Annotated in this window: 24 protein-coding genes; 10 read left to right on the top strand and 14 right to left on the bottom strand. The window is 36.3% G+C overall.

Annotated elements, in window-relative coordinates; genetic code table 11:
• The first annotated feature begins 2 nt into the window (after positions 1-2).
• Positions 3-848: a hypothetical protein gene (locus tag BUL40_RS00690; protein WP_080317669.1), complete on the top strand. Its 846-nt coding sequence runs from the start codon at positions 3-5 to the stop codon at positions 846-848.
• A gap of 129 nt (positions 849-977) precedes the next feature.
• Here BUL40_RS00690 and BUL40_RS00685 read toward each other — a convergent pair whose 3' ends face one another.
• From BUL40_RS00685 to BUL40_RS00655, 7 genes are all read right to left on the bottom strand, one after another.
• Positions 978-1,673, bottom strand: coding sequence for a hypothetical protein (locus BUL40_RS00685; protein ID WP_080317668.1), 696 nt, complete (start codon positions 1,671-1,673; stop codon positions 978-980).
• Positions 1,674-1,923: 250 nt separating this feature from the next.
• The gene (locus tag BUL40_RS00680; RefSeq protein WP_080317667.1) at positions 1,924-2,577 is read right to left on the bottom strand and encodes a PDDEXK family nuclease; all 654 of its coding nucleotides are present in this window, start codon (positions 2,575-2,577) and stop codon (positions 1,924-1,926) included.
• Complete coding sequence (locus BUL40_RS00675) at positions 2,577-3,839, bottom strand: DNA cytosine methyltransferase (RefSeq protein WP_080317666.1); 1,263 nt, start codon at positions 3,837-3,839, stop codon at positions 2,577-2,579. The genes BUL40_RS00680 and BUL40_RS00675 overlap by 1 nt, the downstream gene beginning before the upstream one ends.
• A gap of 398 nt (positions 3,840-4,237) precedes the next feature.
• The gene (locus BUL40_RS00670) at positions 4,238-4,882 is read right to left on the bottom strand and encodes a hypothetical protein (protein WP_080317665.1); all 645 of its coding nucleotides are present in this window, start codon (positions 4,880-4,882) and stop codon (positions 4,238-4,240) included.
• Between the two features lie 130 nt (positions 4,883-5,012).
• The gene (locus tag BUL40_RS00665; protein WP_080317664.1) at positions 5,013-5,687 is read right to left on the bottom strand and encodes an HD domain-containing protein; all 675 of its coding nucleotides are present in this window, start codon (positions 5,685-5,687) and stop codon (positions 5,013-5,015) included.
• 2 nt (positions 5,688-5,689) lie between these two features.
• Positions 5,690-6,421 carry a lysophospholipid acyltransferase family protein gene (locus BUL40_RS00660; protein WP_010518777.1) on the bottom strand — a complete coding sequence of 244 codons (732 nt, stop codon included), beginning with the start codon at positions 6,419-6,421 and terminating at the stop codon, positions 5,690-5,692.
• A 101-nt stretch (positions 6,422-6,522) separates the two neighbouring features.
• Positions 6,523-6,933 (bottom strand): BrxA/BrxB family bacilliredoxin, encoded by a 411-nt coding sequence (locus BUL40_RS00655; RefSeq protein WP_010518776.1) that lies wholly within the window; start codon positions 6,931-6,933, stop codon positions 6,523-6,525.
• Between the two features lie 184 nt (positions 6,934-7,117).
• Between BUL40_RS00655 and BUL40_RS00650 the strand changes: the two genes are divergently transcribed.
• Positions 7,118-7,855 (top strand): TerB family tellurite resistance protein, encoded by a 738-nt coding sequence (locus tag BUL40_RS00650; RefSeq protein WP_080317663.1) that lies wholly within the window; start codon positions 7,118-7,120, stop codon positions 7,853-7,855.
• On the opposite strand, the gene BUL40_RS00645 is transcribed toward BUL40_RS00650, so the two are convergent.
• Positions 7,852-9,006, bottom strand: a complete 1,155-nt coding sequence (locus BUL40_RS00645; protein ID WP_080317662.1) for a PepSY-associated TM helix domain-containing protein — start codon at positions 9,004-9,006, stop codon at positions 7,852-7,854. The genes BUL40_RS00650 and BUL40_RS00645 overlap by 4 nt on opposite strands.
• Positions 9,007-9,191: 185 nt before the next feature.
• On the opposite strand from BUL40_RS00645, the gene BUL40_RS00640 reads away from it, so the two are divergent.
• The 3 genes from BUL40_RS00640 to BUL40_RS00630 all read left to right on the top strand — a co-directional run bounded on the left by BUL40_RS00640 (position 9,192) and on the right by BUL40_RS00630 (position 11,885).
• On the top strand, positions 9,192-9,776 hold the full coding sequence (locus BUL40_RS00640) for a HupE/UreJ family protein (protein ID WP_010518773.1): 585 nt from the start codon (positions 9,192-9,194) through the stop codon (positions 9,774-9,776).
• A 63-nt stretch (positions 9,777-9,839) separates the two neighbouring features.
• Positions 9,840-10,277 carry a deoxycytidylate deaminase gene (locus BUL40_RS00635; RefSeq protein WP_010518772.1) on the top strand — a complete coding sequence of 146 codons (438 nt, stop codon included), beginning with the start codon at positions 9,840-9,842 and terminating at the stop codon, positions 10,275-10,277.
• Between the two features lie 3 nt (positions 10,278-10,280).
• A complete protein-coding gene (locus BUL40_RS00630; RefSeq protein ID WP_080317661.1) occupies positions 10,281-11,885 on the top strand; it encodes a S41 family peptidase in 1,605 nt (534 codons plus the stop codon).
• A gap of 5 nt (positions 11,886-11,890) precedes the next feature.
• On the opposite strand, the gene BUL40_RS00625 is transcribed toward BUL40_RS00630, so the two are convergent.
• Together BUL40_RS00625 and BUL40_RS00620 are read right to left on the bottom strand one after the other, a co-directional pair.
• Positions 11,891-12,091: a hypothetical protein gene (locus BUL40_RS00625; protein ID WP_010518770.1), complete on the bottom strand. Its 201-nt coding sequence runs from the start codon at positions 12,089-12,091 to the stop codon at positions 11,891-11,893.
• Positions 12,088-12,666, bottom strand: coding sequence for a MarC family protein (locus BUL40_RS00620; RefSeq protein ID WP_010518769.1), 579 nt, complete (start codon positions 12,664-12,666; stop codon positions 12,088-12,090). Before BUL40_RS00620 ends, BUL40_RS00625 begins: the two co-directional genes overlap by 4 nt.
• 91 nt (positions 12,667-12,757) lie before the next feature.
• On the opposite strand from BUL40_RS00620, the gene BUL40_RS00615 reads away from it, so the two are divergent.
• Positions 12,758-13,327 carry a DUF3109 family protein gene (locus BUL40_RS00615; protein ID WP_080317660.1) on the top strand — a complete coding sequence of 190 codons (570 nt, stop codon included), beginning with the start codon at positions 12,758-12,760 and terminating at the stop codon, positions 13,325-13,327.
• Here the strand turns inward: BUL40_RS00615 and BUL40_RS00610 are convergent.
• The 4 genes from BUL40_RS00610 to BUL40_RS00595 form a co-directional block, all read right to left on the bottom strand.
• Entirely contained in the window at positions 13,320-15,290 is a 1,971-nt protein-coding gene (locus tag BUL40_RS00610) for a tetratricopeptide repeat-containing sensor histidine kinase (RefSeq protein WP_080317659.1), read from the bottom strand. The two genes, BUL40_RS00615 and BUL40_RS00610, sit on opposite strands and share 8 nt — an antisense overlap.
• A gap of 9 nt (positions 15,291-15,299) precedes the next feature.
• Entirely contained in the window at positions 15,300-16,034 is a 735-nt protein-coding gene (locus BUL40_RS00605) for a LytR/AlgR family response regulator transcription factor (protein WP_010518766.1), read from the bottom strand.
• 869 nt (positions 16,035-16,903) lie between these two features.
• Positions 16,904-17,557, bottom strand: a complete 654-nt coding sequence (locus BUL40_RS00600) for a gluconate 2-dehydrogenase subunit 3 family protein (RefSeq protein WP_010518765.1) — start codon at positions 17,555-17,557, stop codon at positions 16,904-16,906.
• Positions 17,557-19,275, bottom strand: coding sequence for a GMC oxidoreductase (locus tag BUL40_RS00595; RefSeq protein WP_010518764.1), 1,719 nt, complete (start codon positions 19,273-19,275; stop codon positions 17,557-17,559). Before BUL40_RS00595 ends, BUL40_RS00600 begins: the two co-directional genes overlap by 1 nt.
• Positions 19,276-19,420: 145 nt before the next feature.
• On the opposite strand from BUL40_RS00595, the gene BUL40_RS00590 reads away from it, so the two are divergent.
• From BUL40_RS00590 to BUL40_RS00575, 4 genes are read left to right on the top strand one after another with little or no spacing between them, the layout of a single operon-like run.
• Positions 19,421-20,434, top strand: a complete 1,014-nt coding sequence (locus BUL40_RS00590; RefSeq protein WP_244901796.1) for a sugar phosphate isomerase/epimerase family protein — start codon at positions 19,421-19,423, stop codon at positions 20,432-20,434.
• Between the two features lie 21 nt (positions 20,435-20,455).
• Complete coding sequence (locus BUL40_RS00585; RefSeq protein ID WP_080317657.1) at positions 20,456-20,899, top strand: DinB family protein; 444 nt, start codon at positions 20,456-20,458, stop codon at positions 20,897-20,899.
• Positions 20,900-20,931: 32 nt separating this feature from the next.
• Complete coding sequence (locus tag BUL40_RS00580) at positions 20,932-22,161, top strand: MFS transporter (RefSeq protein ID WP_010518761.1); 1,230 nt, start codon at positions 20,932-20,934, stop codon at positions 22,159-22,161.
• 27 nt (positions 22,162-22,188) lie between these two features.
• Positions 22,189-23,328 (top strand): Gfo/Idh/MocA family protein, encoded by a 1,140-nt coding sequence (locus BUL40_RS00575; RefSeq protein WP_080317656.1) that lies wholly within the window; start codon positions 22,189-22,191, stop codon positions 23,326-23,328.
• Positions 23,329-23,403 lie beyond the last annotated feature (75 nt).

Raw genomic sequence — 23,403 nt, 5'->3', positions numbered from 1 at the left:
TAATGAATTTAGCTTTTTCTACAATTTTAATATTTCTTATTCTAGCTCCTGGTTTTGTTTTTAGAATAAGTTATAATTCCACTAGATTAAGTGTTAAGAAAAAGGACGTAACTTTAATTAATGAACTTACAAGTTCAATTATTCCTTCAATTATATTTCAGGTAATTTTTCTCTTTTTAATTGAGAAACTTTCCAATTATTATATAGATTTTCAGGTGTTAGGAAATCTAATACTTGGAAATGATGATGGAAAAATAATTACAGAAAGTTTTCAAAACATTAGATTAAATTTAGCTCCCATTTTTTATTATAACATAGGGTTATTTTCATTAGCATACTTATTGGGTCATTCTGCTAGAGGAATTGTTAGGTATTTTAAATGGGATAGAAAATATCGTTTCTTAAGATTTTCTAATAAGTGGTTTTATATATTAAGAGGAGAGTGTTTAGATTTCCCATATGTCCCTGATACATACGAAGATATTTCTTTCCAAATTGTAGATGTTCTATGTTCCATAGAAGGTCGTAGAGTTATTTATATGGGAGAAATGTTTGATTATTACATAGATGGAAATGGTGACCTTGAAGCTATTCATATCAGATATCCAGTTAGAAAAGAGTTTGATAAAAATTCGGTTCTGAATGGTACAGATACTAGACAAAAAGAAATATCAAGTAGATTTTTAATAATACCTATGAAGAATATTATCAATATAAACATCAGATATATTAATCTTGAAGAGATATCTATTGATGATTTAGATGATAATTATAAATTTGAAGAAGTATTTGATTTTGATGATGAAGATGTTAAATCTAATACCAATAAGAGTGTTAGTTTGGAGTAATTTACACTAACGGTTGGACTATGATTTCGTTGCGACGATTTCCGGCAGGAAATTGTCCAGCTGACCTAAAGATAATTGATTGCAGGAATTTCCAAGTGGAAATTCCGACCGCAATTAATTATACACCGCTTAAGTTTGATTCTTGTTATTTATTAGTTTCCAATCAAAAGTTTTTACTTCTAAATCCTGATTTAACCTTAAATATTGGTCTTTATACAAGTCGTCCAAAGTATAAATGGAAAACTTCTGTCCGTCAGCTGTCTGTCCGATAATATTGTGGAACGTCTTTTTATTAGAATAAGAGTAATATGTCAGCCAACTAGCTTTGAAGATTCCCCAGCTTTTTGTCACTTCGTTGCAAAAGTGTTGGGTAAGTATACTGAAATCGTAAAAAGTTATTTGGTTCGGACAATCAATTTTCAAGTTTTGTCCACTATTTATTTTGAAACTTTCAAATTTTAAATCACCATCACAGAATTCCAAAAAGTCCCTTATCAAAGATTCCGCTTTTCTTTTAGAAGTATTGGAAATAATAATTTTATCTCCATCCGAAAAGTTCAATTTTATATTCTCAGTCGAGGGATATTTTTCAAGTCCATCGCTATCTTCATACTTTTCAATAATATCCCAACCAAAAGCTTTTTCCAGTCCGTATACAATAAACCAAATCGGACTTATAATCCATGTAATTGGTCGAAAGAGCTCTGGTTCACACATATTTATCAAACCGAGTACTATTTCCTTAAAATCTTTTACTAAAGTATAGGCGAGTCCGACTAGCAGTAGGAAAAAAATAACAACAAAAAAATAAAGGACTATTTCCACAGGATTTTAATGGTGTATAACGGTCTAGTGTAAGAATGGTAGCGGATTTTTAAGCACTAACTTTTCAGTTAAACACATACCTCTTCTTTAATTTACTTAATGTTGTTTTAGTGATTAAACCGCTATCATTTTTATACATTGTTGTAAGCTGGCTTTTTTCGTTCAGCTTGGTTTTCAGCGTTGGCAAGACATACTCTTTTGCAAGCTTGGGTTTGAGCTTGGTATTGTGCGGCTTGCAAATGTGTATGGCTTAAGCGTCTGGGAAAATAGCTTTAATCTTATTTTCAGTAACGACTTGATTTGTTGTAATAACTTTGATTTCTGGTGATTCAACCAAGTTTAATTCTTTTATTTCTTCAATTACATCGTCAAAATCCGAGCTAGTTGCACAAACAGCACTATCCAAACCTATTACATCGCCAATTTTCTGTTTTGCATTAACCATATTCGCATCGTCCTCTGATAAGGTTATCAAATAACAGTTAGACCTACGATGAACATATTTCATTGCGATAGCTTCTAAATCCGCTTGCTTATATCTTTCTCTGAATGATGTTTTGGCACTTAAGCATATTGGACCTCTATCAGTTGAATATAAAAGTAAATCGTAATTTATGTTTGGAACGAAAGCCACTTTTGCGTTCATATATATCGGATAGATTTTCTCTCTTATCAAAAGCGTTGCTATTATAATTTCAAAAATTTTTCCGTTTACGCCACGTTTTTGTTGCTCATTGTCCAGAAGGACGTCTCTCTTTTCCAAATACCCATTCCAGTAAGTCGAAATATATTCACTTGGTTTATTATACTTAACTTCCATAAAAGACGGAAACAACTCTTCAAAAATTCCTCCAGCAAGAGTTTCATTGCCTTTTACTATGTCTAAATCTTGTAATAATCCCATTATATATTTTGTAGTTTTTCAATAATTTTTTCCGCTGTTGCTTGAATAGCTGGAACTGCAACTGAATTTCCGAATTGTTTGTATGCTTGTGCGTCTGAAACTACTATTTTAAAATTGTCTGGAAAGCCTTGTAATCTTGCCCACTCACGAGGTGTCATTTTCCTAATTCCTTCTCGATTTACCTCTCCAGAAATGTTGGTTATCGGTTTGAAGTTGGTTAGCCTATCATCATAAACTAAATTTCGTTCTCTGCCCATACCACCGCAAACTACTGCATTTGCAGTTCCATCATTTGGAATGATTTCATAGCCAAATCCATTTCCTTTGCTTTCGTGTCTTGCTTTGTGATTTCTTAAAGTATCTATGTAGGTTGTTGAAAGATAATATTTTACTGAAACTTCTTTTTCTTCCAAAATATCTTCCAAAACAGCATCTTTATTGGTTGGTTCTGGATATTCAAAGTCTGTAATTTTGGTGTCCTTGTGGAACCCAACTATAAAAATTCGTTCACGGTTTTGAGGCACTCCAAATTCTTTGGCATTTATAATTTGTGGCTCTGGAACATAGTAACCTAAATCTTCACGAAGCACATTTAAAATGGTTGCCAAAGTTTTTCCTTTGTCGTGATTTCTTAAACCTTTTACATTTTCGAGGAAAATTGCTTTTGGTTGTTTTTTCTTTATGATTTCCGCTACGTCAAAAAATAGCGTTCCCCTTGTGTCTTCAAATCCACCACGTCTTCCTGCAATTGAAAATGCTTGACAAGGAAAACCCGCACAAAGCACATCGAAGTTGTCAGGAATATAGCTTTTAGTTTGAGGTTTTGTGATGTCGCCAAACGGAATTTCTCCAAAATTGGCTCTATAGGTCTTTTTTGAATATCTGTCCCATTCACTTGTAAAAACACATTTCCCACCCAAATTTTGAAGTGCTAATCGAAATCCGCCAATTCCTGCGAATAGGTCAATAAATTTAAAATTTGGTTTCTCTGGTGCTGGAAATGGAACAGAATTTTTATTGTTGAAAATCAAATATTGTAATGCCTCTTCTGCAGCTTTTGTAGAGATTTTGTTATCTGAATTTTCAGATAAAATCTCTTTTACAAAATTCAGCGCATCTTTTTTAAAAAATTGAGAAACACCATTTTTATGGTTGTGTAAGTAATGAGAATACGAAGCTTGTTTGGGATTTTCAGGTTCGATAATGTTAATTTCAAACAATTGTCCGTCAATATTTTCTAATACTGTTTTCTCGTTCAACATTTAATTTTTAATTCAAGATTTGTTGTCTGCAAGATAAGAAGTCTTTCGCTAATTTTTAATTGATTCCAAAGTGTTTTTCCAACTCTTTTGAACAATTTCAAAACCGAAATTAGGTTAGAAAATTTTTAACTCTTTTGGTTTTTCAGTGTTGGATTTAAGCTCCGGAAAAAACCAAAAGTGCTAAAAAATGCGGCTGGTTTCCGCATTACCTACAACGGACTTGTGTATGAAACGTAGCATGCAAAAAGACACTAACTTTTCTGTTTAACACAGAGCCGAATTTTTATATTTTGTTTTTAACTTATCAATCTTAAAAGCCAAATTTAAAAATTTGGCGGTCTTTTTTAATATACACAAGCCTCTTTAAAAGCCTTTATTAGCTATGTTTTTACACTTTGTTAGGCTCTTTTTTTCATTATTAGTCTTGCATTACAATCGTGTTCTTGAATCAACACACTGAAGTTATTATTCATTTTCAGTGTATTCAGTGAGCCTTTACTAGTCAATAATTTTAGCGCTTTAGTTAATGATGCATAGAGAGCATTTTGGTAAACACTCATTAATTCATTCCACCCTTTTTCAAAGTATATTTCTAGATTCGGGTAGTTATCCTCAAGTGATTCCCAATGAGTTTTGTAAAGGTCGTTTGAGATACTTAAACTAAACGCAGGCAGTGACTGGAAGTCATCACAGAAGTCATAATCCTCAAGTTGAATTGATTTTTCAAATTCTTCAAATTGAGTCTTCATGTCGATGAGACCATAAGCATATACTTTGGAGTCAATTTCATCCATGCAACTGTACTCGAGTAGAATGGCATCTAAACTAGTGTCAAAATTCTCTTTACGAAACGCAGGATTTGTCCAGAATTTATTAACGTTTTCTTCCAACTCTGCAACAATTTTAGCAGAACAGGATTCAATATCTACGTTGGTTACTAATGTTCGGAATTCATCCAAAATGGGGTGTAAGTCCTTTAATGCTAAGAACTTCTGAATTGAAGCATTAAATTCTGATGAATAATATTCCGTATTTGTTTCCATTTTCTTAATTGAGCCAACATTGAATATCCGTCATATGACGGATATATACTATTATTTGGGGATATCCGTACTAACAGCTATCTCTTTTGTATAAAACTACTAAATCTTAGCCGGGCAGAAAATCCTTTTTTTATATATCTTCTTTTACGCCAATAGGATTCCATTCCGCATAAAATTGTTCTAAGTAATTAAGCATAAATTGATGCCGTTGCGCAGCCATTTCTTTACCGGTTTGGGTATTCATTTTATCTTTTAACAACAGCAATTTTTCATAAAAATGGTTAATGGTAGGTGCGGCACTTTTCTTATAGGCTTCTTTACTTTGGTTAAAGTTGGGCGGTATGGCGGGGTTATACAGTTCCCGGTTTTTAAATCCGCCGTAATTAAATGTACGTGCAATACCAATTGCCCCAATAGCGTCTAAACGGTCTGCATCTTGCACTACCTGTAATTCTGGAGAGGTAAACGTACTTGCGTTGGGGTCCAAGCTATTTTTGTAGGATATGTTTTCAATAATTTTTACCACATGATCTATTACCTTTTGGTCTACATTCAAAGAAGTTAAAAAGGTCGCCGCCATTTTAGGCCCTATGGTTTCGTCCCCATTATAAAATTTGGCATCGGCAATATCATGCAACAAGGCACCTAGACTAGCTACTAAAACGTCTACTTTCTCATCTTTTGCAATAAATAGTGTGTTTCTAAAAACCCTTTGAATGTGAAACCAATCGTGGCCACCTTCGGCACCCTTTAACGTCTCTTTTACAAATTGTATGGTCTCTTCAATAATAGCGTCGTCTGTCATGGCTAACTTTTAATCCCAGATTTTACTACAGTTTCTATTTTTTCCATAAGAAGGTCCAAATCACCTTCATTGGCAATAAGCGGGTGTACCTCAAAAGTAACATGGGCGCCCAATCCCATTGGAAATTTACCGTATTTTAATAGTTTCCAAGAGTTATTAATGCTTATGGGGACCACCAATGCGTTGGGTGCTTTTTTAAGTAGCGTTTTTAATCCCATAGGTTTAAATGGCTTGGGTTTTCCATCTCTACTTCTTGTACCCTCTGGAAAAATAACGGCAGAACGGTTGTGCTGTTCAATATATTTACCCAATGAGGCGATAGCCATTAGGGCTTGTTTGGGGTCTTTACGATCAATTAATACAGACCCACCGTGTCTTAGGTTGTAGGATACACTGGGGATGCCCTTTCCTAATTCTTTTTTACTTACAAATTTAGGATGGTATTTGCGCATATACCAGATAATAGCAGGTATATCGTTCATGCTTTGGTGGTTGGTAACAATTATCAATGGTTTATCTGTGGGTATATCTTGTTTGTTAGTAAAAGTATACCGCGTACCCAACACATTGGTGCAGCGTATTAAAAACCAATTAAGTATAGAAACACTTCGTTTATGCGCCTCGTAGCCAAAAACATTAAAACAAACCCACTGTATGGGGTGAAATATAAGCAAGGACAACCCAAAGCAGAGAAAATAAAGAGCCGTTAGGGGGTAAGAAAGTAATTTAAGCATGGTGGTATACACAAATTATGGTGGTAAGGTAATTCAGAATCAATAGAACTAAAAAAACCACCCGAAACGGAGTGGTTTTTAAGCTTTTCTATAGCAAAGGCTTAACAATGCTCGTTATAGGCCTCCATTAAGTTTTCTGCAATCATTTCTGCAGGTCTGCCTTCAATGTGGTGTCTTTCTATCATGTGTACCAACTCTCCATCTTTAAACAATGCCATACTTGGAGAAGAGGGTGGAAAAGGTACCATGGCGGCCCTTGCCGTATCTACGGCCTCTCTGTCTACACCAGCAAATACAGTTACCAAGTTATCTGGTTTTTTACTGTTGGCAAGGCTTAATTTAGCAGCCGGTCTAGCATTGGCAGCAGCACAACCACAAACAGAATTTACTACTACTAAGGTAGTGCCTTCTTGTTTTAAGGCGGCCTCTACAGCTTCACTGGTATATAGTTCTTGAAAACCTGCTACGGCAAGGTCTTCTCTCATCGGTTTTACTAATTCTTCTGGATACATAGAATCAAATTTTTTCTAAGGTCAAAGATACCAAATTGATACCTTTTTGTTTGCTAAATATATTTTAAGATTTACAAGGGTCTTGTTGTCTTAAGGTTTTAGGGTCATGCAAAACCAGGACTAGCATACGTACAACAGCGGTTACCAACTCTAAACACTATCTTTGCGGCTAAATTTGTTTAAGATGATTAAATGGGTGGCCGCGGTTTTAGGCTATACTTTTTTACGATTTCCAGGGGCTATCTTGGGATTTATTGTGGGTAGCTTTTTAGATAACCTAAATTCTGGCAGTAAATCTGGTAATACGGTGTTTAGGGATTTTACCAAACAAACCGTTTCGCCTGCAGATTTTGAACTTAACTTACTCTCTTTATGTTCTATTGTTATTAAGGCAGATGGGCATGTTAGCCAGCGAGAGCTAGATTATGTTAGACAATATTTTATAAGTACCTATGGTAAGGAAAAGGCCAATGCTATTTTTAGGACGTTTAACGATGTAATTAAGAAAAGGGAAATTTCCGCAGCTAAGATATGTGCCTACTTAAACCAACGTACCCGGCACGAAGTACGTTTGCAATTGATTCATTTTCTTTTTGGTATTGCCCAGTCCGACGGGCAGGTAAGCCAAGCGGAAGTAGCTAAATTAAAAGAAATTGCTGCCTACTTGCGCATTGGTAACTACGATTTTGAAAGCATAAAGGCCATGTTTATACAGCAAGCGGACAATGCCTACAAAATCTTGGAAATAGACCGTACGGCAACGGACGATGCCGTAAAAAAAGCATATAGGAATATGGCAAAAAAATACCATCCGGATCGCGTGGTTACAGAAGATGAAGCCATTAAAAAGGGTGCCGAAGAAAAATTTAAACAAGTTCAAAAAGCCTACGAAACCATTCAGAAAGAAAGAGGAATGGTTTAAGCCATTGCCTCTTTGGGAACACGGTTTCTTTTGCGTTTCTTCTTTAATTTGTTAATGTAAATAAAGGTGCCGGTAATTGGCAAACTAGTACCCACTAGACAGGCAAAAAAATAGAGTATTTTACTAAAAGTGCCGTAAATGGTACCCGTATGCAAAGATTTTATGGCACCGGCTATTTTTACATTTAAGGGCTTATCCGCATAAATTTCTTTGTTTAGTATAGTTCCTGTGGTCGTAAGGGTTAATTGGTCATGTGCAACGGTAGAAAAGCTTGCGTCTGCCAATTTCCTAAAGTTGTAAAATGGGTTCTTTTTATTGGGTAAACTTATAGTTAACTCCCCAGCATAGGAAAGTTCTTTGTTTGCCAAGGCCACTGCCTCTTCTAAGGTAAGTTGTTTACCATTTGTGTTGCCGGCAGAAATTTTAGGCGCACCTCCTCTATTAAAAACAGGAGTGCCCAAAACACGGCTTAAACCATCCCGGTATCCTTCAAAAGACCAGCAGAGCCCGGTTAACCCCATAATTAGGATTAATATACAAGCGTAAAAACCAAGTGTATTGTGTAAATCATGATTTATTCGCTTCCAATTGGCATCGGTCTTAATTTTAAGGCCCGCTTTAACGTACTTCCACTTTATTTTTTTCGGAAACCAAAGTACAATTCCGGTTAACGATAGGATGAGGAATACAATGGTTGCAACACCAACAATAGGCCTTCCAATACTAGTATCTAACAATAACCATCTATGTAACCGGAACATAAAACGCATAAAGCCTTCCGCGCTAGATTTTTCAGGTTTTAAAATTTCGCCAGTGTAGGGATTTACTTCATATTGGGTGCCCCTACGTTGTTTTGGGTCTTCTTTAATAGAGAAAACATATGGTTGTTTTCCATTTGTAGGTAATGTTACGGCAGTAAGTGTGCCTTTTTCCTTTAAGGTTGGAAGTTGTACCAGTTTATTTAAAGGTTGCTTATTGCCCTTAGGTTTAACTACCAATTCTTTTTGAAACCACCCTTCAATTTCTTTTTCAAAGGTTAAGATGGTGCCACTTAGGCATACAAGAAATATAATTAGGCCACTAATTAGGCCCAACCAAAGATGAATATCATTTAAAAGTGCCCTTAGGCCGTAGGTCTTTTTTTTGGTCATGTTTATCAAGTACTAATTGAGCAAGTAAGCTGTTTTAACAGGTGCGCTAAAATACAATGGCTTTTTAGTTTGAACAAGACTAGTTTAGATTTGTTTTAAATAAAAATAATGGATATGTTAAGTAGATTTTTGAAACAGCTACAGCTGTATTTACTTATTTTCGTACCACAACTCATAAACAACTAATGGAGAATTTTTGGTTATATCTAAAATTGGGAATAGAACATGTGTTAGACCTAAACGCATACGATCATATCTTATTTTTATCTGCTTTGGCCTTGCCTTTTAGCTTTAAAAAATGGCGTTGGGTTTTGTTATTGGCAACTGTTTTTACCATTACCCATTGTACATCGTTGGCGCTATCTGCTTATGATATTTTACGGGTAGATGTAAGTTGGATAGAATTTTTAATACCTGTAACCATAGCATTAACCGCTATTTTTAACCTATACCGGGTTTCTAGACCAAGTAACAACACGGGCTGGTATTTTACCGCTTTGGCAACCGCTTTTTTTGGTTTTATACACGGCTTTGGTTTCTCTAATTATTTTAATATGATGATGGCAGAAGAAACCGAAAAGATAGTGCCGCTATTAGGTTTTGCGGCGGGTATAGAACTATCTCAAGTAACTATCATTGCAATTATACTGTTGCTTTCTTACATATGGCTTAACTTACTAAAACAGAAGCAAAATTGGTTTATAATCGCATTATCAATTTTAATATTGATCATAACAATACCAATGCTAATAGCTACGTTTCCATTATAGTAGAAGCGTTAATATTATGGCAAAATAATTGATGTTGCCTTGTAAAGCCGATATCTTTAGAAAATGAAAATCTCCAAACAAGAGAAATACGACCGTGCCTATTTAAGAATGGCCAAGGAATGGGGTAAGCTGTCTTACTGTAAAAGAAAACAGGTTGGTGCCATTATCGTAAAAGATAGGATGATTATTTCTGATGGGTATAATGGTACGCCAACAGGGTTTGAGAACTTTTGTGAAGATGAAGCGGGGTATACAAAATGGTATGTGCTGCACGCAGAGGCCAATGCCATTTCAAAAGTTGCCGCCTCTACACAATCTTGTAATGGAGCTACCTTGTATATTACCTTATCGCCCTGTAAAGAGTGTAGTAAATTAATACACCAATCAGGGATTAAGCGTATTGTATACCAAAATGCCTATAAGGACGATTCTGGTTTAAGATTTCTAGAAAAAGCTGGCGTGGAAATTGTACATATGCCGGTAGTAGAAGAAACCGTTTAAAAAATGAACAAAAAATACAGGTACATATTGCCAACTGTTCTAGCCCTTGCTTTGGCATTGGGTATTTTTATTGGTGGCAAGCTTCATTTTGACGATTCGCCAGAAAGGCTTTTTTCTACCAATTCCAAAAAAGACAAGCTCAATAGATTAATAGATTATATAGATTACGAATACGTAGACGATATAGATACGGATAGTATTGTGGATGTTACCGTAAATAATATTCTGGGTAAACTAGATCCACACTCGGTTTACATTCCAAAAGAAGAAATGGAATCCGTTGCCGAGAACATGAAGGGCGATTTTGTAGGTATTGGCATAAGTTTTAACAAAGTAAAGGATACCGTTACCATAGTTAGGACCATTAAAGACGGGCCAAGTGACCAAAAGGGTTTGCTTGCAGGAGATAAAATTCTCATTGCCAACGGCGATACTATTTTTGGGAAACGTATACCAAACGCCGATTTGGTAACCCGGCTTAAAGGAGAAAAAGGGAGCAAAGTTGATCTAACGGTCTATAGAAAATCTGAAGACAGGATATTTGATGTAACCTTAAAAAGGGGAGTAGTGCCCATACGTAGTGTAGATGCCCAATTTATGGTTAACGATGATATGGGGTACCTAAAAATTAACCGTTTTGCGGAATCTACATTTAAAGAATTTAAGGCTGCCTTGTTGAATTTACAGCGAAATGGGGCCCAGAAATTGGTGTTGGATTTACGGGATAATCCTGGTGGCTATTTGGGAATTGCCGAAAAAATGGCGGATGAGTTTTTAACCGATGGAAAACTTATTTTATTTACCAAAAACAAGAAAGGCAATATAGACAAGGTATTTGCAACTGATAAAGGTAGCTTTGAAAACAAACCAGTGTATGTATTGATCAACGAACGTTCTGCTTCTGCTAGTGAGATTATTGCGGGGGCTTTACAGGATAACGATTTAGGTACCATTGTTGGCAGGCGTTCTTTTGGTAAAGGTTTGGTGCAGCGTGAGATGGATCTGGGAGATGGTTCTGCCGTACGTCTAACAGTGTCTAGATACTACACACCAACCGGACGTTCCATTCAAAAACCATATAACAAGGGTCATGACGATTATTACCAGCAATTTATGGAGCGTTACCATAGCGGAGAAATGGTTTCCGTAGATAGTATTAAAGTGGCAGATTCCCTTAAGTTTACTACGCCTAAAGGAAAGGTGGTATACGGCGGTGGTGGTATAATACCAGATGCATTTGTGCCTATAGAATCTCTAGACCATGAACGTGTTTTAGGTTTAGATGCTGCTGGTTATTTTTCTAACTATGCATTCTCTTTCTTAGAGTTAGATCGCAGTAGGTTTGCCAATTATCCAGAAAAAGAGTTTTTAGAGGAATACCATATAGATGATATCATCTTTGAGCGGTTTATAGATTTCTTGTTAAACCGAAACATCCGTATGGATTTTTATGCCAACGAACAGTTGATCAAAACCTATCTAAAAGCCAATATTGCCGAACAACTTTACTCGCCTAATGCTGCTGCCAAAATAAAATCTAGCCAAGACAAAATGTTGGCCAAAGTTATAGCTTTAGACCAAAAGGTAGCGGAACCCCAAGAAAATTAGTGAGCTTACTGCTTTAACTTGTTCTCTATTTTTTTAGAGGTGGCAAAAATTAATATCAATACAATGGCACATAAAGAGGCCATTATACCAATACACGCAATTAGACTATCTCCGGCAAAAAGGTTGTCAAAGTCTAAAAGGGTTATGTTGTAAATTATAAGTGCTAATGCTAAAACAGAAAGTATTATGTACAGTGTCTTGTTCATCGTCCCATTAATTCATTAATATTCGCTGCAAATAGCTTAACCGCTATTGCCAACAAAATTACGCCAAAAACTTTTCTTATAACCTCTAATCCATTAGGGCCAAGTAGTTTTTCAATTTTTTTGGATGATTTTAAGACTAGGTATACAAATGCCATGTTTACTACAATGGCAACAATAATGTTTTCTACATGAAATTCTGCTCGTAAAGATAGGATAGAAGTCATGGTACCTGCACCAGCAATTAAGGGAAAAGCTATGGGTACCACAGAAGCCGTTTTGGGTTCATCGTCCCTAAACAACGGTATGCCCAAAATCATTTCCAATGCCAAGAAGAAAATTACAAATGCACCAGCTACGGCAAAAGAATTTATATCTATACCAATAAGGTTTAAGATGCTTTCTCCAACAAATAAAAAGGCAACCATTATACCAATGGCTACTAAAGCGGCTTTTTCAGATTGTATATGCCCCACCTTCTTACGTAAAGAGATAATAATGGGTATACTACCTAAAATATCTATTACAGCAAAGAGTACCATAGTGGCCGTAACTATTTCCTTAAAATTAAAATTCATGGTGCTATTAATTTTACGGTGCAAATCTACAGTTATTTATTGCGGCTGTTTTACTAAAACCCTATTAAATTTGTGCAACTAAATTTTAGGTATGTTTCAAATTGGTAAAACACTCATCTCTGAGGAAATTATAGAAAAGGATTTTGTGTGCAATTTAAACGCATGCAAAGGGGCTTGTTGTGTGGAGGGTGAGTCTGGTGCACCCTTAACAGACCAAGAACTACCTATTTTAGAAAAGGTGTATAAGACCGTTAAGCCCTATCTAAGAAAAGAAGGTATTAAAGCAATAGAGGAGCAGGGTACCTTCGTAAAGGGTTGGGATGGAGAATGGGAAACACCTTTGGTAAACCATGAAGAGTGTGCCTACGTTGTTTTTGCCAAGGATGGTATGGCCAAATGTGCGTTAGAAGAAGCATATAATGATGGTTTAACCGATTGGAAAAAACCGGTCTCTTGTCATCTCTATCCGGTTAGGACTAGGGAATATTCAGCTTTTACGGCTGTAAATTACCATAAATGGGCTATTTGTGATGATGCTTGTACGCTGGGGGCAGAACTTAAAGTGCCTATCTACAAATTTGTGAAAGAGGCTTTGGTAAGAAAGTTTGGTGCGGATTGGTACCAAGAATTGGAAGAAGTAGCTGCACAGCACCTTAAATAGTAGGTATTTCTATAACTACTTTGGTGCCGTTGGGTTTTCCTTTTTCGTCAAAAAGGTCAATAATATCCACGCTGTAATCATTCTGGTAGTCTTTTGCGAAGTTGGCCAAGCGCTCTTTTGTGATATCTATACCAACAGATTTTCTTTTAATTACACGTTTTTCCTTTATTTTTTCTGATGTTGCCCTACCTACACCATTGTCAATAATATTAATATGTATGTGGTAATCGTTTTTTGGTGTAATGGTAACCCGTAATTTTTTTTCACCTTCTTTAGAGCTTAGGCCATGCCATATGGCATTCTCTAAAAAAGGCTGAAGTATTAAAGACGGTAATTTTAAAGTCTCTGGATCTAGGCCTTCCGTAATTTCTATTTTATAATCTATGGTATTGGAAAATCGAATGTTTTCAATGTTCAAGTAAAGTTCTGCGGTTTCTAGTTCTTCTGCCAGTGTGGTTTCTTTTAAGGTAGATCCATCTAAAATACGCCTTACCAGCTTGGAGAACTTATTTAAGTAATGAACGGCGTTCTTTTTATCGTTATTGATGATGTATAGCTTTATCGAGTTTAAAGAGTTGAACAGGAAATGCGGGTTCATTTGGCTACGTAACATATTTTGTTCCAACCCTATTACCCTTTTTTCGTAATTGGATTGATGTTGCCTATACATGATGAACAAAATGGTAATTACCAAACCGGTTAGCAAAGCACTAACTAGGATTGTGGTTTGGTGTTTTCTTAATTTAAGGTTGATCAACTCGTTTTTCTGTGCCAATTCCTTTATTTCGGTGGTTTGCTTCTCTGCCTCGTACCGTAGAATTAAATCGTTAATATAACGGTTGTTCTGATCACTTTTAATTTCGTTTTCATAGCGCTCTGCTTCTTTAAAGTAGACCAACGCTTGCTGATAATTGTTTTTCTTGATTTCTAGATCGGACAATAGTTTGTTGCCATAGATTACTTGTCCCAAAATGTCATTGTCTCTTGCCATTTTTAATCCGGTGCGCATATTTTTTTCTGCAGCAGTTAAATCTCCTGTATTCATTTGTGCCCAACCTAGATTGTGCAATACGCTGGTCCATATAAATTTGTCACCAATGTTAGAAATAGGTTCTACCAGTTGTTCCAATAGCACCAAGGCTGCATTTGGCATATTCTGCTTTAAATAGATTTGTGCAATGCTGTTTTTGCAAATAACCCTGCCGTATTCATTATCCATTTCATCATTAATGGCTAATGATTTTCTATAGTAATCCAGAGCCTCATCTAGCTTGCCTTGTTGTTCTAGGCAGTCTCCTATATTTTGGTTGTTTATAGCCAAGCCCAAATTGTTGCCAAGTTCAATTTCTGAAGCCAATGCCCTTTTAAAATTACCAATGGCCAAATCATATTGTCCTAGGGCTTGGTAAATGTTACCAATAGAATTTAAAGCAATGTTGATACTTTTTTTTACGTCCTTGGAATTAGATGCTACGGCTTCTGCTTTTTCTAATGCTTGTTGATGGTAGTCTAGAGCGGTCCTCACCGCATCGGTTCTTCTATAAACAACTCCAAGCATGTTGAGGCTACTAATCTCTAACTCTTTATTTTCTACTTTTTGGGCTAGTTCAAGAGCTGCTTCATGGGCCTCCACCGCTTTGGGGTAGTTAGACTTATTTCTAAAATAAGTACCCATCATATTAAGTGCATAAATCTGTCCGGCCGGGTATTTTTTTTTAATAGCCTGCTCTAGAAAGCTTTTAATTAACAGCGTGTCTTTTTTGTATTTATAGAAATAACCATCTATATCCTCATAGTTAAGTGGTTTTTCTTTTAAAAGTTGATTTAGGGTAACTTCAAAGGGTTTCTCTAGTTTTAAACCATCTTGTGCCTTACCAACAAATAGAACAAATAGCATTGCAAGTTGAAGAACAACAAAGTATTTTGGATAAAATGGTAAGCGTTTGGTAGTAGGTTGCCTCATGCAATTGCATTATAATAAGTCTAGGAAGTCTGATTTTTTTTGCCTAGAAACCGGAATTTTATGGCCAGACTTCAAGATAACGTAACCGTCTGTTTTAAGGTACTCTTTAATTTTACCTAAATTAACAATAAACGAATTGTGTATTCTAAAGAATGAATTTTCTGGTAATATAGCATTAACTTCTTTCAGTTTTTTGGTCAGTACCAATTTTTGACCATCTTGTAGATATAACGTACTGTAGTTACCATCAGATTCGGCATACATAATTTCATCACTTTCTAAAAATAATAACTTGCCGTCTGTGTTAATGGTAATCTTTTTATCTAAAGACCTAGAATTGAAATTTAATAATATCTGTTCTAACTTTTCGGAAGTTTGATGCTTATCGTTATATTTTTTGATTTTAACAATAGTGTCGTTTAAATCATCTGTGTCAATAGGCTTTAAAAGGTAATCTATCGCTTCATTTTTAAGTGCTTTTAACGCGTATTGGTTATAGGCTGTTGTAATAACTACCGGAAAATTCTTGTTTTTTAAACTTTTTATAAATTGAAAGCCATCCATCAAGGGCATTTCTATATCTAGAAAAAGACAATCTGGTGTGTTTAGTTCTAGGTAATTAAGAGCTTCATGTGCATCTGTAAACGATGCTACAATGTTAACTTCATTACTTAAATTGCTTAATTCCCAACTTAGACTTTCTAGCGCTTTTGCTTCGTCATCTACGAGTACGGCTTGTAACATACAACGATTATTTATTATAAATATAGAATACTAGATGGATTTAGCTTAAATAATTGTATCCATGGATAACAATTGGTTATAAATGGTAAGATATTCAATATCAACTAAATGAAAGAAAAAGATTACATTTTGGTTAAATGTTAAAATTATTCTGTCAGAAAGCAAAAATGCTCCATGTCATTTGCACATATTTTGGTACCAGTTATACAAACTAGAGTATTTACCGTTACTTATGAAGCTACATTAGAGCCAGATTACTTTACCATTAAACCAAACTAAAATGAGAAAGTGTATCATTTTGTTCATCGTATTATTGATATCCTTGGTTTTTGCTGTGGTGACAGATACTGATTCTAGTACTGGCACGGACAGTAAAGAATTATTGGCCATCAATGAGTAAGATACATTATTGCCAACCAACGTACGGCCGACCAATGTGCATAAGCATATGAATTTAAAATATAATGCGCTAGATACGTTTAAAGTGCTAGGTTTCGGGGGAACTACCTAGGCTTTTATTTATCACTACACCGCATTGGCCGTACGGTTTGGTAATGAAACTTTAAGATCAAGAATTTTCTTGGTCTTTTTTTTGCGATTTGTTGAACCTAAGCCTCGATAGGATAAACCAAATGCAACCTCTGTTAAAAAAAAATGCAGTTTATCGATAAATAATCTGTAAAAACATGTTCTACAGCTATTTATTATCTATTGTGTTTCTTAAATTTGCAATGGATATTGCAACAATTGAGTGATAGTGTTTATTAGATTTAACGCCCTAGAAAATTTCTAGGGCGTTTTTCTTTTACTACACCATTAAAAAAGCCCTCCGTAAAGAGGGCCTTCTAACTAATAATTTAAGTTTAGTTTTAAAGTGACCACGCTTTATTGTTGGTCAATTCTGTAACATCTCCACAAGGTACGTATTCTCCCGGAATTGGAAGGTACGCAAGTACCTCTTCTCCAACATATTCTGAATTTTTATAGGCAAAAGTAGCCATATCCCTAATATCATTGGCAAACGAGAAGTTGGCTATGTCTTCTTCTAGAGTAGCTTGGCCACCTTGCATTATAGACTCCATGTAGTTGTTAATGGCTTTGGCATGCAATTCTTCCTCTTCGTCTGTGCGCTTGGTTAAATATTGCTTTAGGGCCGGTTCAATATCTTCTACCGTTAAATCTTGCAAACTCTCCTTCCCAGATGTTTTTAGGATTTTATTGTAAAACGTATCCATCTTTAAACGAACAAAATCTTGTTGTTCTTTTGGAAGTACTTCATTTAAAAAAGAATCTATGAACACATGTACGTTCATTTCCGTTGCAGATGGTGTTTCCGTTTTTGGTAAGATAATGTCTAAGGTTTGAGCCAAGGCATAACCTTTATCCTTATCTAAAAATGTAGGAACCCATTCTGCATAAGAAGGCTTGCCCTTACAACTTTGTAGTACGCTCAATAAAGTAGGGGTGGCAACAGCATAGCCAAAAGCCAATCCCATGTTTTTAAGTGCCGATCTTCTTTCCATTATAAATTACCTTTTTTTAGTTCTTGTGCTGCATGGTTTGCTGCTCTTGCCGTAAATGCCATATAGGTTAAAGATGGGTTTACACAAGATGCCGAGGTCATAAATGCGCCATCTGTAACATAAACATTTTCACATCCATGCACTTGGTTATTTGCATTTACTACAGAGGTTTTAGGGTCATTGCCCATACGTGCGGTACCCATTTCATGAATACCCAAACCAATTGCATAGGTATTATCATACGGCACAATATCTCTTGCACCAGCTTTTTCTAACATTTGTACGGCCTGATCTTGCATATCCTTACGCATGTTAAGCTCATTTTGTCTTATTTCTGCATCAAAGGTAACCGTTGGTAAGCCCCACTGATCTAACTTGTCATAGTCCAAAGTCATTTTGTTGTCATGGTAGGGTAAAATCTCACCAAATGCCAGCATGTTCATATTCCAACCACCTGGAGATAATACGGCATCTTTATAGGCTTTACCAAACGTTGCTTCTGCCACCAATTCTTCATAATCTCCTCTACCAGCACCACCTTGGTATCCATAGCCACGCGTAAAGTCTTTCATGTCTGAGGCACCACCTAGATTTCTAAATCTTGGAATGTATATACCATTGGGTTTTCTACCTTTATAATACTTGTCGTCAAACCCATCCATTTTACCTCTAGCACCTACTAGAAAATGATGGTCCATTATATTATGCCCCAATTCACCAGAATCATTACCTAAACCATTAGGAAATCTATCCGATTTGGATTGCATCAATATAGAGGTAGAGGCAACTGCAGAAGCACACAAGAAAATTACTTTTGCCTTAAACTCAAAAGTTTCTTTTGTTTCTCTATCGATTACTTTAACACCTGTTGCTTTTTTGGTATCTGGATCGTACATAATTTCATGTACTATAGAATCTGGCCTTAGAGTTAGGTTGCCCGTAGCTTCGGCAGCTGGTAAAGTAGAAGATAAACTACTGAAATAAGCGCCAAAAGGACATCCTCTAACACAACGATTTCTAAATTGACAGCGTACACGGCCGTCTCCTTCAAACTTTTTATCACTATTTATATGTGCAACCCTACCTGAGGTAATAATTCTACCATCAAAGTGTTCTGCTACCTGTTCTCTAACATGTTGTTCCACACAGTTAAGCTCCATCATAGGCTCAAACTTACCGTCTGGTAATTGGGGTAAGTTTAATAGTTCACCAGAAACACCAATATAAGATTCAACCTTGTCATACCAGGGTGCAATGTCTTTGTAACGTACGGGCCAATCTACTGCAATACCCTCGTTTTTGTTGGCTGCAAAATCCAAATCGCTCCATCTATAGCTATGTCTACCCCACATTATGGATCTACCTCCAACGTGGTAACCACGCATCCAATCAAAACGTTTAACTTCATTGTAAGGATGCTCCAAATCATTAACAAACCAATGTCTAGATTCTTCCTTTACGGTATAACCAGTTCTGGCTTGTTTTTCCTGTTTCTTTAAATCTTCCGCTGTAGGATTCCCTGCGTGTTTAAAGTCCCATGGATCTTTGTTGGCGGTTACATAGTCTTCTCTATGCTTAACCATTCTACCTCTTTCCAACACCAAGGTCTTTAAACCGTTCTCGCAGAGCTCTTTTGCGGCCCAACCGCCGCTGATACCCGTTCCAACCACGATGGCATCATAAGAATCCTGCTCTTCGTTGTAATAGAATTTGCTCATTTAGTTTTCAATTGTTTATTCTCTAAATGTATTAAATATTAAATTAATTTTCTACATTTATTCCCTATGTATATTAAGAATATCGTACTATAACGTTATAGTTGGCGGTATTTTTTACAAAATCAATAAATACGAAATGACCACCATGAAAAGACGAATTTTTATAGGTAATTCCGCAAAAGTAGGACTAGGAGTTGCACTATTAGGAACTTATGCTTGCAAACAGACAAAGAAGGAAAATGAAATGGACGAAACAATGGTAGAAGAAACCATTGATGAGGTTGAAAGTGATGCCTTGTTTTTTGAGTTGTCTTTGGCACAATGGTCAATCAATAGAATGATAAGACAAGACGGTCTTGATCCATATAGTTTTGCGGAAAAAGCAAAAAACTGGGGTTTTACAGGATTAGAATATGTGAGTGGTCTTTATTACCCAGAATTGGAGAAGGAAAATTTTTCGGATGCTGCAATGAAAAATTTTGTCGATAAATCTAATGCAGAGGCAGAAAAGTATGGGCTAAAGAATTTGTTGATTATGGTAGATGGTCAAGGAAATTTGGCTACCGCAGATGAAGCGGAACGTAAAGCAGCCATAGAAAACCATTACAAATGGGTAGATGCGGCCAAAGCAATGGGCTGCCATAGTATTAGGGTAAATCTAGCAGGTAGTAATGACCCTAAGGAATGGGTGCCAGCTGCTGTTGCCGGGCTAACGGGTTTAAGTACTTATGGAAAGGTAAAGGGCATAAATATTATTGTAGAAAACCATGGTGGCCTCTCTTCTAATGGGGCGTTGTTGGCAGAAGTAATGACTAAAGTTAATATGGACAATTGCGGTACCTTACCAGATTTTGGAAACTTCTGTATCATAAGAAAGGATCCTAAAGATTGGAGTGCCGGTTGTGCAGAAGAATACGACCGTTACAAAGGGGTAAAAGAGTTAATGCCTTTTGCAAAAGCAGTAAGTGCTAAATCTCATGATTTTGATGCTCAGGGTAACGATACCGGAACAGATTATGAAAAAATGCTTCAAATTGTAAAAGATGCGGGTTATACCGGATTTATTGGTGTGGAATATGAAGGAAATGAACTAGGAGAAGAAGCCGGGATTATAGCAACTAAAGAACTTTTAGAGAGAGCGGGTAGACAAGTAAGCTAATGCTTAAAATAAGAGTGTTGTATGGAGAATTTATTTAATCCTCTTTTTGATTATAATTATCAGGCTAATAAAACTTTGATTACACAAGCTTTAGAAAATTCTAACTATCCTGCTAAATGTGTAGAGTGGTTAAGTCATATATTAAATGCACACCATATATGGAATAAAAGAATTGTAGAAGAGGAAGCTAGTTATACTGTTTGGCAATTACATAAAAAAACAGATTGGGAAGACTTGCACTACGAGAATCAAAGGGAAACATTTGAGATACTTAGAAATGTGGACGATTTTACGAAAAGGGTTTCGTATACCTCAAGCGAAGGCAAGAGTTATTCCAATGAGGTAAAAGATATACTGTTTCACATTGTAAACCATTCTACACATCATAGAGGCCAGATAGCTACAGAATTAAGAAAAAACAACATTGCACCTAAAGAACTGGATTATATTTATTTTAAACGATAATAACCACAATTAACTAAATAAACTCAAATTTAATGGAACAGATAAATAAGAATAAATTATTTGTAGCCGCGTGTATCTCCCTGATCGTTACTTCCATGACTTTTGCCATAAGGGCGGGAATACTTACCCAGCTAGGCGTAGATTTTGAAATTAATAATACCCAACTGGGCTATATTAACAGTATGGCTTTTCTAGGGTTTCCAATAGCCATGCTAGTAGGTGGCTTTTTGTATAATTCCATAGGGCCAAAAAACCTATTGATTATAGCTTTTATTGGGCATATACTTGGTCTTTTACTTACCATTTTTGCAGGTGGTTTTTGGTCTTTGATTATTTCTACCTTCTTCATAGGGGTGGCTAACGGTTCTGTAGAAGCAGCTTGTAATCCTATGATAGCAGATATGTATACCAACAACAGAACGGCCATGTTAAATAAATTTCATGTTTGGTTTCCTGGTGGATTGGTAATTGGCTCGCTTGTCTCTAAGTTTATGACAGATGCAGGTATGGGCTGGCAATTGCAAATTGCTACCATGTTAATACCTACGGCCATTTATGGTTTCTTGATTTTTACACAAAAGTTCCCAAAATCAGAAAATATAGAATCCGATACTTCTTTGAACATAAAGGCTCTTGCAGACCCATTGTTTTTATTTATGATATTGTGTATGACGTTGACTGCTACATCAGAGTTCATTCCCCAGCAATGGGTAGAAACCATATTGGGTAGCTCTGGGGCAAGTCCAATGTTGGTGCTGGCCTTGGTCACCGGTATAATGGCACTGGGTAGGTTTTTTGCAGGCCCATTGGTACATAGATTAAATCCAATTGGCGTGTTGTTCATGTCTGCCATTATCACTGCGTCCGCTATTTATTTTATGAGCGTAGCAGAAGGAAGTATGATTTACGTGGCCGCGGCACTATTTGCGTTAGGGGTTTGTTATTTCTGGCCAACTATGATTGGTTTTACTTCAGAGTATACCCATAAAACGGGTGCCTTAGGTATGTCTTTAATGGGAGGCGCGGGTATGTTCGCGGTTTCTATTTGGAACCCAATTATTGGTTCAAGGTTAGATACCGAAAAAGCAACTGCTCTAGCTTCTGGTTTAGTGGGCGAAGTGGCAGATATTGCAGCCGGTAGGGCGGTATTAGGTTTTATGGTGTTCTTTCCGTTGGCACTAGTACTTTTATTTGGAATTTTGTTCGCCCTAAGACAAAAAATTGAAAAGAGAAGATTAAATTCTCACGTTGAAACAGCTTAATTAATAAATCTTAAAATTTAAAAGAGAATGCCAAAGAAAATAAGATTAGGAATTGTTGGCGGTGGTGGAGATTCGCTAATTGGTGTTTTGCACCGTGTAGCTTCTCATATAAATGACAACTACCAGATTACAGGTGCAGTTTTTAATCCAGACTTTGAAAAGAATAAAGAGTTTGCAGAAGAGATAGATGTTCCTCTAGATAGAATCTATACTGATTTTGATACTATGGTAGCGGAGGAACTTAAGTTACCAGAATCCGAAAGAATTCAGGTTTTCTCTATTCTTACCCCTAACTTTTTGCATTTTCCAATGGCTAAAAAGTTGTTGGAGAACGGTTTTCATGTTATTTGTGAAAAACCAATGACTACATCATTAGAGGAGGCCAAAATATTGGCAGAAACCCATAAGAAAGCTGGTACTATATTCGCTTTAACGCACACCTATACGGGTTATCCAATGGTTCGTCAAATGCGTGAAATGATTAAAGCAGGTGCTTTAGGAAAAATACACAAGGTAGATGCGCGCTATTACCAAGGGTGGATCAATCCAATTATACATGACAAAGAGAAAAGAAATAGCGTTTGGCGCTTAGATCCTGAGAAAGCAGGTATAAGCTCTTGTATGGGAGACATTGGGGTGCACGCGTTTAATATGGTAGAATACACCACTGGCCTAGAAGTTGAATCTTTGTTGTGCGACTTTAATTATTTATACGAGGATAACAAGATGGATGTGGATGGTACGGTTCTAATTAGAATGGGAGACCATGTTAAGGGCGTAATTAGAGGTAGCCAGGTAGCAACTGGTGAGGAAAATGGTTTAGCTATTGCTATTTACGGAGAAAAAGCTTCATTTAGATGGGAACAAGAAAAGCCTAATTTCTTGTATATGATGAGCGATACAGAACCTACTAAGATTTATAAACCGGGTCATGCGTACAATAGCGAATTTTCCTTAGACGGAACCAAGCTGCCAGCAGGGCACCCAGAAGGTATTTTTGACTCCATGGCGAACATTTATCTTGGTGTGGCAAGGGCCATTAGAGGAGAGAGCCAAAACGACGGTGCCTACCCAACTATGAGAGACGGAGTTAGGGGTATGAGTTTTATAGAAGGTACCGTAGCCTCACACAAGAACGGAAACGTTTGGGTAAAAGTAGAAGGTTAAAATTTTATAGGATTATATTTTTAAGGACTGCTTTTGCGGTCCTTTTTTACATAACCCAAGGGCGGTGTAAGTTTA

This window comes from Croceivirga radicis (assembly GCF_002072105.2).
GTDB classification, from domain to species: Bacteria; Bacteroidota; Bacteroidia; order Flavobacteriales; family Flavobacteriaceae; genus Croceivirga; species Croceivirga radicis.
The sequence above is the reverse complement of the archived record's forward strand: the minus strand, read 5'-3'. Positions and strand labels throughout refer to the sequence as shown.